The organism is Pseudomonas sp. H3_D04, assembly GCF_054669175.1.
Genome location: NZ_CP162801.1, coordinates 643,727 through 657,573, shown reverse-complemented (window position 1 = coordinate 657,573; position 13,847 = coordinate 643,727). Strand labels below are relative to the sequence as shown.

The 13,847-nt window shown below is 58.1% G+C and carries 11 protein-coding genes and 1 pseudogene; 11 read left to right on the top strand and 1 reads right to left on the bottom strand.

The features are described 5' to 3' along the window. Window positions 1-242 precede the first annotated feature (242 nt). From AB4N91_RS03150 to glpD, 4 genes are all read left to right on the top strand, one after another. Window positions 243-1,094 carry an MIP/aquaporin family protein gene (locus tag AB4N91_RS03150; RefSeq protein ID WP_010457695.1) on the top strand — a complete coding sequence of 284 codons (852 nt, stop codon included), beginning with the start codon at window positions 243-245 and terminating at the stop codon, window positions 1,092-1,094. A 75-nt stretch (window positions 1,095-1,169) separates the two neighbouring features. Further along, window positions 1,170-2,675 (top strand): glycerol kinase GlpK, encoded by a 1,506-nt coding sequence (gene glpK / locus AB4N91_RS03145; protein ID WP_077749900.1) that lies wholly within the window; start codon window positions 1,170-1,172, stop codon window positions 2,673-2,675. A gap of 94 nt (window positions 2,676-2,769) precedes the next feature. After that, window positions 2,770-3,525 carry a DeoR/GlpR family transcriptional regulator gene (locus AB4N91_RS03140; protein WP_010457697.1) on the top strand — a complete coding sequence of 252 codons (756 nt, stop codon included), beginning with the start codon at window positions 2,770-2,772 and terminating at the stop codon, window positions 3,523-3,525. Window positions 3,526-3,841: 316 nt separating this feature from the next. Beyond that, on the top strand, window positions 3,842-5,380 hold the full coding sequence (gene glpD, locus AB4N91_RS03135) for a glycerol-3-phosphate dehydrogenase (protein ID WP_010457698.1): 1,539 nt from the start codon (window positions 3,842-3,844) through the stop codon (window positions 5,378-5,380). A gap of 61 nt (window positions 5,381-5,441) precedes the next feature. Here the strand turns inward: glpD and AB4N91_RS03130 are convergent. Continuing rightward, window positions 5,442-6,330: pseudogene (locus AB4N91_RS03130) on the bottom strand (LysR family transcriptional regulator). A 105-nt stretch (window positions 6,331-6,435) separates the two neighbouring features. Here AB4N91_RS03130 and AB4N91_RS03125 point away from each other — a divergent pair. From AB4N91_RS03125 to aauS, 7 genes are all read left to right on the top strand, one after another. Further along, entirely contained in the window at window positions 6,436-7,803 is a 1,368-nt protein-coding gene (locus AB4N91_RS03125) for an MFS transporter (RefSeq protein ID WP_200666913.1), read from the top strand. Continuing rightward, window positions 7,784-8,194, top strand: coding sequence for a DUF4440 domain-containing protein (locus AB4N91_RS03120; RefSeq protein WP_083375845.1), 411 nt, complete (start codon window positions 7,784-7,786; stop codon window positions 8,192-8,194). Before AB4N91_RS03125 ends, AB4N91_RS03120 begins: the two co-directional genes overlap by 20 nt. Before the next feature lie 288 nt (window positions 8,195-8,482). Continuing rightward, window positions 8,483-9,409 carry a glutamate/aspartate ABC transporter substrate-binding protein gene (locus AB4N91_RS03115; RefSeq protein WP_042933025.1) on the top strand — a complete coding sequence of 309 codons (927 nt, stop codon included), beginning with the start codon at window positions 8,483-8,485 and terminating at the stop codon, window positions 9,407-9,409. A 192-nt stretch (window positions 9,410-9,601) separates the two neighbouring features. Beyond that, complete coding sequence (locus AB4N91_RS03110) at window positions 9,602-10,348, top strand: amino acid ABC transporter permease (RefSeq protein ID WP_010457703.1); 747 nt, start codon at window positions 9,602-9,604, stop codon at window positions 10,346-10,348. Further along, a complete protein-coding gene (locus tag AB4N91_RS03105; RefSeq protein WP_010457704.1) occupies window positions 10,348-11,019 on the top strand; it encodes an amino acid ABC transporter permease in 672 nt (223 codons plus the stop codon). Before AB4N91_RS03110 ends, AB4N91_RS03105 begins: the two co-directional genes overlap by 1 nt. Then, window positions 11,016-11,750, top strand: coding sequence for an amino acid ABC transporter ATP-binding protein (locus AB4N91_RS03100; protein WP_010457705.1), 735 nt, complete (start codon window positions 11,016-11,018; stop codon window positions 11,748-11,750). Before AB4N91_RS03105 ends, AB4N91_RS03100 begins: the two co-directional genes overlap by 4 nt. 161 nt (window positions 11,751-11,911) lie before the next feature. Then, window positions 11,912-13,813 carry a two-component sensor histidine kinase AauS gene (gene aauS, locus AB4N91_RS03095; RefSeq protein ID WP_077749905.1) on the top strand — a complete coding sequence of 634 codons (1,902 nt, stop codon included), beginning with the start codon at window positions 11,912-11,914 and terminating at the stop codon, window positions 13,811-13,813. The last annotated feature ends 34 nt before the right edge of the window (window positions 13,814-13,847 follow it).

The following is a 13,847-nucleotide window of genomic DNA, read 5'->3' as shown; positions in this document are numbered from 1 at the left end:
CGGACGCGTGAACAATACGATCATTCACATGACTAATAGTTGAATTGTGACCGACAGTTCACTTTCGACCTTTGACAGCAGCGTTTCTTGTCTATATTTTTTCGAATCTGAATACTGTACGAATGTGTCATCGCAGCACCCCAGTAGCAGGCCGAGAACAGGATGGGGATTCTGCCTCGGTGGAAAACGCGCTTTGGCCATGATGAAAGAAGCGCCAGACAACAACAAAAACGAGGTTTTCAATGACAACTGCTTTACAACAACCGTCGCTCTCAAGCCAATGCATGGCCGAGTTTCTGGGCACTGCACTGCTTATCTTTTTCGGCACCGGTTGTGTTGCCGCTCTCAAGGTCGCGGGTGCCAGCTTTGGCCTGTGGGAAATCAGCATCATCTGGGGCGTCGGCGTGAGCATGGCGATCTACCTGACCGCCGGGGTTTCCGGGGCTCACCTCAATCCCGCCGTGAGCATCGCACTGAGCATTTTCGCCGACTTCGAAAAACGCAAACTGCCGTTCTATATCCTCGCTCAAATTGCTGGCGCGTTCTGCGGCGCATTTTTGGTCTACACGCTGTACAGCAATCTATTCTTCGATTTCGAACAAACTCACCATATGGTCCGTGGCACCCAGGCGAGCCTCGAATTGGCGTCGGTGTTCTCCACCTTCCCTAACCCGGCCCTGTCCACCGCCCAGGCTTTCCTGGTGGAAGTCATCATCACCGCCATCCTGATGGGCGTGATCATGTCCCTGACCGATGACAACAATGGCCTGCCAAAAGGGCCGCTGGCACCGCTGCTGATTGGCTTGCTGATCGCCGTGATTGGCAGCTCGATGGGCCCGCTGACCGGTTTCGCGATGAACCCGGCGCGTGATTTCGGTCCGAAGCTGATGACTTTCTTCACCGGCTGGGGTGAAATTTCCCTCACCGGCGGCCGCGATATCCCGTATTTCCTGATTCCGATTTTTGCACCGATTGTCGGTGCCTGCCTCGGCGCTGCCGCGTATCGCGGGCTGATTGCCCGTCATCTGCCCAGCGCCACACCTGCTACACAGGACGTAACACCGGCCATTGACGGCAAACCAAGAACTTCTTGATACCGTAGGCGCGTGATCCTGCCCATAAGATCACGCGCCGGACCTCTCTTCCTTTTTTCGTCCAAGGCAATCGACATGACCGACATTCAGAATAAGAACTACATCATTGCCCTCGATCAGGGTACGACCAGCTCCCGCGCGATCATTTTCGACCGCGACGCGAACGTGGTCTGCACCGCCCAGCGCGAATTCGTCCAGCATTACCCGCAAGCCGGTTGGGTCGAACACGACCCGATGGAAATCTTCGCCACCCAAAGCGCCGTGATGGTCGAAGCCCTGGCTCAAGCCGGCCTGCATCACGACCAGGTCGCGGCCATCGGCATCACCAACCAGCGCGAAACCACCGTGGTCTGGGACAAGACCACCGGCCGCCCGATCTACAACGCGATCGTCTGGCAGTGCCGCCGCAGCACCGAGATTTGCCAGCAGCTCAAACGCGACGGCCACGAGCAATACATCAGCGAGACCACCGGCCTGGTCACCGACCCGTACTTCTCCGGCACCAAGCTCAAGTGGATCCTCGACAACGTCGAAGGCAGCCGCGAGCGTGCGCGCAACGGCGAACTGCTGTTCGGCACCGTCGACAGCTGGCTGATCTGGAAATTTACCGGCGGCAAGGTCCACGTCACCGACTACACCAACGCCTCGCGCACCATGCTCTTCAACATCCACACGCTTGAGTGGGACACGAAGATGCTGGAGATACTGGATATTCCGCGCGAGATGCTGCCGGAAGTTAAATCTTCGTCCGAAATCTACGGCCACACCAAAAGCGGCATCGCCATCGGCGGCATCGCTGGCGACCAGCAGGCCGCCCTGTTCGGCCAGATGTGCGTCGAGCCGGGCCAGGCGAAAAACACCTACGGCACCGGCTGCTTCCTGCTGATGAACACGGGCGACAAAGCCGTGAAGTCCAAGCACGGCATGCTCACCACCATCGCCTGCGGCCCACGTGGCGAAGTGGCTTACGCGCTCGAAGGCGCAGTGTTCAACGGTGGTTCGACCGTTCAGTGGTTGCGTGACGAACTGAAGATCATCAACGACGCCCACGACACCGAATACTTCGCCAACAAGGTCAAGGACAGCAACGGCGTGTACCTGGTGCCAGCCTTCACCGGCCTCGGCGCGCCTTACTGGGACCCGTATGCCCGTGGCGCCCTGTTCGGTCTGACCCGCGGCGTGCGTGTGGATCACATTATTCGTGCAGCCCTGGAGTCGATTGCCTACCAGACCCGCGACGTGCTGGACGCCATGCAACAGGATTCCGGCGAACGTCTGAAATCCCTGCGCGTGGACGGCGGCGCGGTTGCGAACAACTTCCTGATGCAGTTCCAGGCCGACATCCTCGGCACTCAGGTCGAGCGTCCGCAAATGCGCGAAACCACTGCACTGGGCGCCGCTTACCTGGCCGGCCTGGCGTGTGGCTTCTGGGGCAGCCTGGATGAGCTACGCGGCAAGGCGGTGATCGAACGCGAATTCGAACCGACCCTGGACGAAACCGCCAAGGAAAAACTCTACGCCGGCTGGAAAAAAGCCGTCAGCCGCACCCGCGACTGGGAACCACATGAAGGCGCTGAATAAGCCAACCTGAGTACTCGTATCGGTATGTAACTGGTAGGGAGCAGATTCCTGCGGCATCATGGGCAAATTTTGCACGGCAGCCAAAGGAAGCCCCATGAATCTGCCTCCCCGTCAGCAGCAAATCCTCGAACTGGTCCGCGAACGCGGCTATGTCAGCATCGAGGAAATGGCTACGCTGTTCGTCGTTACACCGCAAACCATCCGCCGCGATATCAATCAGCTCGCGGAAGCCAATTTGTTGCGTCGCTACCATGGCGGCGCAGCCTACGATTCCAGTGTCGAGAACACCGCCTACGCCATGCGCGCCGACCAGATGCGCGATGAGAAGCAGCGTATCGGTGAAGCCATTGCGGCTCAGATCCCGGATCACGCCTCGCTGTTCATCAATATCGGGACTACCACCGAATCGATTGCCCGGGCGCTGCTCAACCACAACCACTTGAAAATCATCACCAACAACCTGCACGTGGCCTCGATGCTCAGCGCCAAGGACGACTTCGACGTTCTGCTGACGGGCGGCAATGTGCGGCGCGACGGTGGCGTGGTCGGCCAGGCGAGTGTCGATTTCATCAACCAGTTCAAAGTCGACTTTGCCTTGGTCGGCATCAGCGGTATCGATGAAGACGGCAGCCTGCTGGACTTCGATTATCAGGAAGTGCGGGTATCCCAGGCGATCATCGCCAACGCCCGGAAGGTCATTCTGGCGGCTGACTCCAGCAAATTCGGGCGCAACGCCATGATTCGCCTGGGGCCGATCAGCCTGATTGATTGCCTGGTCACCGACCAACAACCTTCGCCGGCGCTGGCGCAACTGCTGAGTCAGCACAAGATTCGGCTGGAAGTCGTTTAACCCTCTCCAAACAGCGCGCTCCCTTGTGGCGAGGGAGCTTGCTCCCGCTGGGCTGCGAAGCAGCCCTGAAACCGGTAATCGTTGTATTTCAGGAAGAGCGTGTCGTCTGATTTGCGTCTGCTGAGCAAGCTCCCTCGCCACAAAAGCCTCCACCCCCCTCATTTAATGTTCGTATATTTTCCTTTTTCGGTCCTTCGATCAGTATTTTCAATCGAAGTTGACTGGCTGTGGGCGGCTTTATGGGCTACCATTTTCGCAAATGAACATTAATGTTCGAATTCCAATACAGAAAATCAAAAGAGCCCGAGGCCAGCCGATGCCCACTTCTACCTTGCCTACGCCCCCTCTCGCTGAGGTCTACGACATCGCCGTCATCGGTGGTGGGATCAATGGCGTTGGGATCGCAGCGGATGCCGCCGGTCGCGGCCTTTCGGTGTTCCTTTGCGAAAAAGATGACCTGGCCAGCCACACTTCGTCGGCCAGCAGCAAGCTGATCCACGGCGGCTTGCGCTACCTCGAACATTACGAATTCCGCCTGGTACGCGAAGCCCTCGCCGAACGCGAAGTGCTGCTGGCCAAGGCGCCGCACATCGTCAAGCAGATGCGCTTCGTGTTGCCGCACCGTCCGCACCTGCGTCCAGCCTGGATGATCCGCGCCGGCCTGTTCCTGTATGACAACCTCGGCAAGCGGGAAAAACTCGAAGGCTCGAAAAGCCTGAAGTTCGGTCCGGACAGCCCGCTGAAAAGCGAAATCACCAAAGGCTTCGAATACTCCGATTGCTGGGTCGACGATGCGCGCCTGGTGGTGCTGAACGCCATGGCCGCCCGCGAGAAAGGCGCCCACGTTCACACCCAGACCCGCTGCGTCAGTGCCCGTCGTACCAAGGGCCTGTGGCATCTGCACCTGGAGCGCGCCGACGGCAGCCTGTTTTCGATCCGCGCCAAAGCGCTGGTGAACGCCGCCGGCCCTTGGGTCGCCAAGTTCATTCGTGATGACCTGAAGATGGAATCGCCCTACGGCATTCGCCTGATTCAGGGCAGCCACCTGATCGTGCCAAAACTGTATGAAGGCGAACACGCGCACATTCTGCAAAACGAAGATCAGCGCATCGTCTTCACCATTCCGTACCTCAATCACTTCACCCTGATCGGCACCACCGACCGCGAGTACACCGGCGATCCGGCCAAAGTGGCGATCACCGAAGGCGAAACCGATTACCTGCTGAAAGTGGTCAACGCCCACTTCAAGAAGCAGATCAGCCGCGACGATATCCTGCACAGCTATTCCGGTGTCCGTCCGCTGTGCAACGACGAATCCGACAACCCGTCAGCCGTCACCCGCGACTACACCCTGGCGCTCTCGGGCACTGGCGAAGAAGCGCCGTTGCTGTCGGTGTTCGGCGGCAAGTTGACCACCTACCGCAAACTGGCCGAGTCGGCGCTGGCACAATTGGCGCCGTACTTCACGCACATCAAGCCAAGCTGGACTGCCAGCGCCACCCTGCCGGGCGGCGAAGACATGACCACCCCGCAGGCGCTGAGCTCGCTGATTCGCGACAAGTTCGACTGGGTTCCGACTGAAATCTCACGCCGCTGGGCAACCACCTATGGCAGCCGCACCTGGCGCATGATGGAAGGCGTGCAGAACCTCAACGACCTGGGCGACCACATCGGCGGCGGTCTCTACACCCGCGAAGTCGATTACCTGTGCAGCGAAGAGTGGGCAACCACCGCCCATGACATTCTGTGGCGCCGCAGCAAATTGGGCTTGTTCACTACCCCGGCGGAACAGCAGAAACTGGTGGATTACCTGAGCAAGGTCGAGCAGAACCGCAGCAAGATCGAAGCGGCCTGATCGCCATCCGTTTAAATGAAAGCCCCTGAATCCGACGATTCAGGGGCTTTTTTGCAGGCGCTCATTGCGCCAGATGCAGCAACAGGAAATCAATGAACGCCCTCGTTTTGTGGGGCAAATGAGGGCTGTTGGGAAACACCACGTTGACGGACTGCGAAGGCAGCGAATAGTCGGGCAACAGGCGAATCAGCCGCTCGCTGGCGATGTCGTCCTTGACCATCCAGGCGGGCAGCACCGAGACGCCCAGCGACGACAACGTCATGGAGCGAATGGCCGTGGGAAGAGTTGGATTCAAACTGATTGATCCCGTTGATCTCGACAGCCCCTGATTGCGGATGACGCAACGTCCACTGGGTCGGTGCCTGCAGGTTGCTGTTGGCGATCCACGGCACCGAGTTCAGGTCCTGAGGCGTTTGCACCGGGTGACGGGCAAGAAACGTCTGCGTAGCCACCAGGACAATTTCATAATCCGCCAGCTTACGGCTCTTGAAAGCCGAGTCTGCCAAGTTGCCCAGACGAATAACCAGGTCTAACTTTTCCGCCACCAGATCATTGAGTGAAGAATTAAAGTCATAGCAAAGTTTTATTTCCGGATAGCGCTCTATAAATTGCGGTATCAACGGAAGGATATAAGCCTCGCCGTATTCTATGGTGGAACTGAACCGCAACTTGCCGGTGACACGATTATGACCTTTCAATACATTATCGAAGGCACTATCGATGTCCGCGACAATACCTTTGAACGATTCATAAAAATCCTGACCTATTTCCGTGAGGGAGATATTTCGGGTATTTCGAATCAACAACGTCGCGGACAGCACATCCTCCAGCGCCTTGACATGCAGGCTGGCCATGGCCTTGCTGATATTCAGGTAATTGGCGGCCTTGGTGTAAGAACCAAAATCGACCACCGCCAGAAATGTCTGTACCCGATTAAGATGAGTGTGCATAGCAATAGAGCTCACTGTTCAATCCCGTCAAACATTGTTTCAAGGATAGTCGTATCGACAGTTCAAGTCCATCGCCCCTATGCTTTGTGACAAAGGGGAAACAACATGACCTATCGCTACAAAGTTGCACTGATATTTCTCATCGGCTTTTTTATAGACTGCATTAACATCTTTATATCGGCGGTCGCACTACCGACTCTATCGGCGGCGCTGCACGTTAGTACTTCAGACGTTGCCTGGGTGGCTAACGCTTATATTCTGGGGCTGACACTGATCATCCCGGTCAGCACCTGGCTGGCCGGTCGTTTTGGCAGTCGGGAAATCCTCACCGCCTCGATGATCGTGTTCACAGCCTCCGTGTGGATGTGCGGGCTGGCCGACAGTTTCAACGAGCTGGTGATCTGGCGCTTCGTCCAGGGGATGGGCGGCGGTCTGTTGATTCCAGTCGGCCAGGCACTGACTTTCAACCTGTTCAAGGGTGAGCAGCGGGCGAAAATATCCACGTTGGTCATGGCTGTTGCTCTGATAGCGCCCGCCATTTCACCGACCATCGGCGGCATCATCGTCGACAGCAGTTCCTGGCGCTGGGTGTTCTACAGCAACATCCCGTTCTCGCTGATCGCGGCTTTGCTGTCCTGGTTCTGGATCAACGAAGCGCGGCCGACAAGTTTGCCCCGGCCCGACATCAAGGGTTTGCTGCTGGTCAGCGCCGCACTCGGCAGCCTGTTGATGGGCATGTCGTTGTATGGCGGCGACGCTCCGGCCTGGGTGGCCGCCCTCTTCGTCACGGCCGGCGTTACGTTTGTCCTGCTGTACGGGCTGCACTACCGCCGCTGCAAAAACCCGATCATTGAACTGAGCCTGCTCAAAAGCAAAAAACTCAGCACCTCCATCTTTATCTATTACGCGATTCCCGGTGTGTTCACGGGGGTCAACCTGATGAGCATCTTCTTCCTGCAAAACACCCTGCACTTCAGCGCCCGACTGACAGGGATGTTCATGATCCTCTACGCCATCGGCGCGTTCATCGCGATGCTGATCTGTGGCCGGACCTACAACCGGATGGGCGCCAAGCGGTTGTTTGCCCTCGGCATGCTGTTGCACAGCGCCGGCATCGCCACCCTGTTATTGGTCAACGATCCCTCGGACCTCTGGGTAATAGTCATCGCCTACAGCTTGATGGGGATTGGCGGTGGCATCGGTGCCAACACCGCACAAACCACATCGCTGATGGACTTCGAGGGCAATGACACGCACAAGGCCAGTGTCATCTGGAACATCAACCGACAGATGTCATTCAGCATCGGTGCCGCCCTGTTCCTGATGGTTTTCAACCTGCTCTTGAAGCACTTCGATACCACCCAGGCCTATCACGCGACCTTCGCCATCGCCTCGCTGGTGGGCCTGTTTCCACTCTTTCAACTGAGTCAGTTGAACACTCAAAAGGACTGTCATGCACAACGAAATAGTTGAACTGGCGCACCACAGCGTTCATCACGTGCACGAGTTGATTCAAACCCTGTTCTCCGATGCAAATGGTCAGGGACAGGCCATGCTCGAGCCGCTGATGTCGGCATTCGCCGAGGACTTCAGCATGGTCACCACCTCGGCCGCCATCGTCAGCCGGGCGACGGTCGAACAGATGTTCAAGGGTGCAATCGGCGCCAAGCCAGGTCTGGAGATCATCATCAGCGACCTGCAAACGGTCTGGCAGGAAGGCCACAGCGTGGCGATCCGCTACAAGGAAACCCATCGCCTCGACCAGCGCGAAAGCTCAAGGGTTTCGGTGGCGATCATTGGCCTGCATCACCACAACGCCCAGTGGATCTACCTGCATGAAACGCCGCTAAGCCAGGAAAGCTGATTTTTCGATGATCAGCTGGCAGCCCCAAACACTATTCGGTTTTCCGAACACGACCTGTCGGTCGATTCGGTTAACCGGATTATCCCCCACAAAAAAAGAACGCCATAAATATTTAATCCCTTTATAAATCAATAACTTGATTTAACTCGCCTGGCCTGGCACGAGTCATGCTCTACACTCTTGGACGAATGTCTCTTGTGCACCCACTTCAGGAGCCGTCAGGCATTCGAAGCACAAAAAGGGCCGATGAACTGGCTCCATAAAAAAAACAATGTCGAGGAAAATTTGATGCGCATCGTTCCCCATATCCTGGGCGCAGCCATTGCTGCCGCTCTGATTAGCACTCCAGTTTTCGCTGCCGAACTCACCGGCACACTGAAGAAGATCAAAGAGTCCGGTGTGATCACCCTCGGGCATCGTGACGCTTCCATCCCGTTTTCCTATATCGCTGATGCTTCCGGCAAACCGGTCGGCTACTCCCACGATATCCAGCTGAAAATCGTCGAAGCCATCAAGAAAGACCTGGACATGCCCAACCTCCAGGTCAAATACAACCTCGTGACCTCGCAAACCCGTATCCCGCTGGTGCAGAACGGCACCGTGGACGTCGAGTGCGGTTCCACCACCAACAACGTGGAGCGTCAGCAGCAAGTTGCCTTCTCCGTCGGCATTTTCGAAATCGGTACGCGTCTTCTCTCCAAGAAAGACTCCGCGTACAAGGACTTCGGCGACCTGAAAGGCAAAAACGTCGTGACTACCGCGGGCACCACGTCCGAGCGCATCCTCAAGTCGATGAACGCCGACAAGCAGATGGGCATGAACGTCATCTCCGCCAAAGACCATGGCGAATCCTTCCAGATGCTGGAAACCGGCCGCGCCGTGGCTTTCATGATGGACGACGCCTTGCTGGCCGGTGAAGCAGCCAAAGCCAAGAAGGCGGATGACTGGGCCGTGACCGGTACTCCACAGTCCTACGAGATCTACGGCTGCATGGTTCGCAAAGGCGACGAGCCGTTCAAGAAGGCGGTGGATGACGCCATCAAGGCGACCTACGCTTCGGGCGAGATCAACAAGATCTACGAAAAATGGTTCATGCAGCCAATCCCGCCTAAAGGCCTGAACCTGAACTTCCCGATGAGCGACGAGCTCAAGGCCCTGATCGCCAATCCGACCGATAAAGCGGCTGACGACAAGCCTGTAGAAAAAAAGTCCTGAATTCTGACTAACCTTATCTCCTGAGAGGGCCACTGCCCTTTCAGGGGATAGTCACTCCCTGCTGGCATTTTTGGAAACACTCGAACCGGTGGTTGTCGAGCCGTTCGTGTGTGCCTGACCATCAGAGTCGGGCGGGAACGGAGCTTCCCCAGGCGGGCACTTGTACATCGAACGATCTGAGGGGAGACCCTAATGAATTACAACTGGGACTGGAGCGTGTTCTTCAAGTCCACCGGCGTGGGCAGTGAGATTTATCTCGACTGGTACCTCTCCGGTTTGGGCTGGACCATTGCCATCGCCGTCGCCGCCTGGATCATCGCGCTGCTGTTGGGCTCGATTCTGGGTGTCATGCGCACCGTGCCGAATCGCATCGTATCGGGCATCGCGACCTGCTACGTCGAACTCTTCCGTAATGTGCCGCTGCTGGTTCAGCTGTTCATCTGGTACTTCCTGGTGCCCGATCTGCTGCCGCAAAACCTGCAGGACTGGTACAAACAGGACCTGAACCCGACCACCTCGGCTTTCCTCAGCGTCGTCGTTTGCCTGGGCCTGTTCACCGCTGCTCGTGTATGCGAACAAGTGCGTACCGGCATCCAGGCGCTGCCTCGTGGCCAGGAAGCCGCCGCTCGCGCCATGGGTTTCAAACTGCCGCAGATCTACTGGAACGTGCTGCTGCCCCAGGCCTACCGGATCATCATTCCGCCGCTGACCTCGGAATTCCTGAACGTGTTCAAGAACTCCTCCGTGGCGTCGCTGATCGGCCTGATGGAGTTGCTCGCGCAGACCAAACAGACCGCCGAGTTCTCCGCCAACCTGTTCGAAGCGTTCACCCTGGCCACCCTGATCTACTTCACCCTGAACATGAGCCTGATGCTGCTGATGCGTGGGGTCGAGAAGAAAGTCGCCGTACCGGGCCTGATCTCCGTAGGGGGTAAATGATGGAATTCGACTTCTCGGGTATCGTTCCGTCCCTGCCGGGCTTGTGGAACGGCATGGTCATGACCCTGCAACTGATGGCGCTGGGCGTCGTCGGCGGGATCATCCTCGGCACCATCCTTGCGCTGTGCCGTCTGTCCCACAGCAAACTGCTGTCGAACCTGGCTGGCGCCTACGTCAACTATTTCCGTTCGATCCCGCTGCTGCTGGTCATCACCTGGTTCTACCTGGCGGTGCCGTTCGTGCTGCGCTGGATCACCGGCGAAGACACCCCGATCGGCGCGTTCGCCTCCTGCATCGTGGCCTTCATGATGTTCGAAGCGGCGTACTTCTGCGAAATCGTCCGGGCCGGCGTGCAGTCGATTCCCAAGGGCCAGATGGGTGCTGCCCAGGCTTTGGGCATGACGTATGGCCAGATGATGCGTTTGATCATCCTGCCGCAAGCGTTCCGCAAGATGACCCCGCTGCTGCTGCAACAGAGCATCATCCTGTTCCAGGACACTTCGCTGGTCTACGCGGTCGGCCTGGTGGACTTCCTCAATGCTTCCCGTGCCAGTGGCGACATCATCGGTCGCTCCAATGAGTTCCTGATCTTTGCAGGTCTCACGTACTTCACAATCAGCTTTGCCGCCTCGCTGCTGGTCAAGCGTCTGCAAAAAAGGTTTGCCGTATGATCTCTATCAAGCAAGTCAACAAGTGGTATGGCGACTTCCAGGTACTGACTGATTGCAGCACCGAGGTCAAAAAAGGCGAAGTGATCGTGGTGTGCGGGCCGTCCGGTTCCGGCAAATCCACCCTGATCAAATGCGTCAACGCCCTGGAACCGTTCCAGAAAGGCGACGTGGTGGTCGATGGCACGTCCATCGCCGACCCGAAGACCAACCTGCCGAAACTGCGTTCGCGCGTCGGCATGGTGTTCCAGCATTTCGAACTGTTCCCGCACCTGACCATCACCGAAAACCTGACCATTGCGCAGATCAAGGTGTTGGGCCGCAGCAAGGAAGAAGCCACCAAGAAAGGCCTGCAACTGCTTGAGCGCGTTGGCCTCTCGGCTCACGCCCACAAGCACCCGGGCCAGCTCTCCGGTGGCCAGCAACAGCGTGTGGCAATTGCCCGTGCGCTGGCGATGGACCCGATCGTCATGCTGTTCGACGAACCGACCTCGGCGCTGGACCCTGAAATGGTCAACGAAGTGCTCGACGTGATGGTGCAACTGGCCCACGAAGGCATGACCATGATGTGCGTGACCCACGAAATGGGCTTTGCCCGCAAAGTGGCGGATCGCGTGATTTTCATGGACCAGGGCAAAATCATCGAAGACTGCAAGAAAGAGGACTTCTTCGGCGATATCACCCACCGCGCCGAGCGTACACAGCACTTCCTTAACAAGATTCTGCAGCACTAAGTTCTACCACCGCCCCCCTGTGGGAGCGAGCCTGCTCGCGAAGACGGCTTAACAGTCAACATCGACATTGGCTGATCCACCGCCTTCGCGAGCAGGCCCGCTCCCACAAGGGTCCGCGGCGATTTACAAGTAAGTGTTGTGGTTGACCCAAGGCATCTGTGATGAAATGCGACCCCACTCTCTATCGCGCTGCGCCGCCATCACTCGCCGTGAAACCCCGTCTGATTCGCCATCTGTTCCTGCCCCCCCTGGTCATCGCCCTGATGATCGGATTGGGTTACCTCGGCTTCTGGGTCAGTGAGCACTACGGGATTCGCAGCCTCAGCGAGAACGGCCAGCGTCAGCTCGAACTGCACGCCCGCGCCGTCGAGAGCGAGATCAGCAAGTACACCTACCTGCCCAGCCTGCTGGAACTTGAATCCAGTGTTTCAAAACTGCTGGCCGACCCGTCACCGGAACACCGGCAGACGGTCAATGATTACCTCGAAGGCCTGAACCGGCGCAGCCGCAGTCGGGCCATCTACGTGATGGACACCACCGGCCGCGTCATGGCCACCAGCAACTGGCGCGATGTCGACAGTTACCTGGGCGAAGACCTGTCCTTTCGCGCCTATTTCCAGAACGCCGTGCGCGGTCAACCGGGGCGCTTCTACGGGATCGGCAGCACCAACGGCGAACCCGGTTACTACCTGGCCCACGGCCTGGAAGAACACGGCAAGATCATCGGCGTCGCGGTGGTCAAAGTCCGCCTGGAAGCCATGGAAGAACGCTGGCAGCGTGCGCGCCTCGAAGCCTTTGTCAGCGACGAGAACGGCATCATCATTCTGTCCAGCGATCCGGCACGACGGCTCAAATCGGTGGTTCCGTTGAGCGAAGAAACCAAGGAAAAACTGGCCCGCAGCCTGCAGTACTACTGGTTCCCGCTGAACGAATTGCAGCCACTGGCCCGGGAAAAACTGGCCGAAGGTGAAGAAAAACTGACCTTCCCCGCCAACAGTGAAGTGGAGTCAGACGAAGAGGACATCAGCTACCTCTCGCAGACCCGCCCCCTGAGCGACACCCCGTGGAACTTCACCCTGCTCACGCCGCTCCAGGATTTGCGCCGTGAAGCGATCAATCAAGGGATTCTGGTGGCAGTGGCGTTTGCCCTGGTGGCGTTCCTGCTGATTGCCTGGAACGAGCGGCGCAAGGTGATCGCCACCCGCCTCGCCGCCCGTGAAGCCCTGCAGCAAGCCAACAATCAACTGGAGCGTCGGATTACCGAACGCACCACGGATCTGCGCGCCAGCAACGAACGCCTCAAGGGGCAGATCCGCGAACGGCGTCAGGCTGAAGAGACGTTGCGCCGCGCCCAGGATGAGCTGGTGCAGGCCGGAAAACTCGCCGCCATCGGCCAGATGTCGACCAGCATCGCCCACGAACTGAACCAGCCGCTGGCGGCGCTGCGCACCTTGTCCGGCAATACCGTGCGCTTTCTCGAGCGCGGTCAACTGGACGTGGCCAGCACCAACCTGAAGACCATCAACGAATTGATCGACCGCATGGGCCGGATCACCGCCAGCCTGCGCTCCTTCGCCCGTCGCGGTGACGACAAGGGCCAGGCGTGCCTTGGCAAAGCGGTAGATGCCGCGTTGCAACTGCTGGGAGGTCGCGTGGAAAGTGTCCATCTGCAACTGCATCGTGACTTCAAAGACGTGCAGGTGCAGATCGACCAGACCCGTCTCGAGCAGATCCTGGTCAACCTGATCGGCAATGCCCTCGATGCCATGCAGGCGCAACCGCTGCCCGAGCTGTGGCTGGAAGGCGAAGCATTTGATGGCAAATATCGCCTGCGCGTGCGCGACAACGGCCACGGTATCGACGCCGAAGCACGCAAGCATTTGTTCGAACCGTTCTTCACCACCAAACCCGGCGAACAAGGCCTGGGCCTGGGCCTGACACTTTCCGCCAGTCTGGCCGCCGCCACCGGCGGGCACCTGGGTGTCGAACACCCGGCCAGCGGTGGCACCACCTTCGTCCTCAGTTTACCGTTGGTAAGCCCCACTCACGCCGAGCCAATATGAACAACGACCTTAGTGTGCTGATCGTCGAAGACGA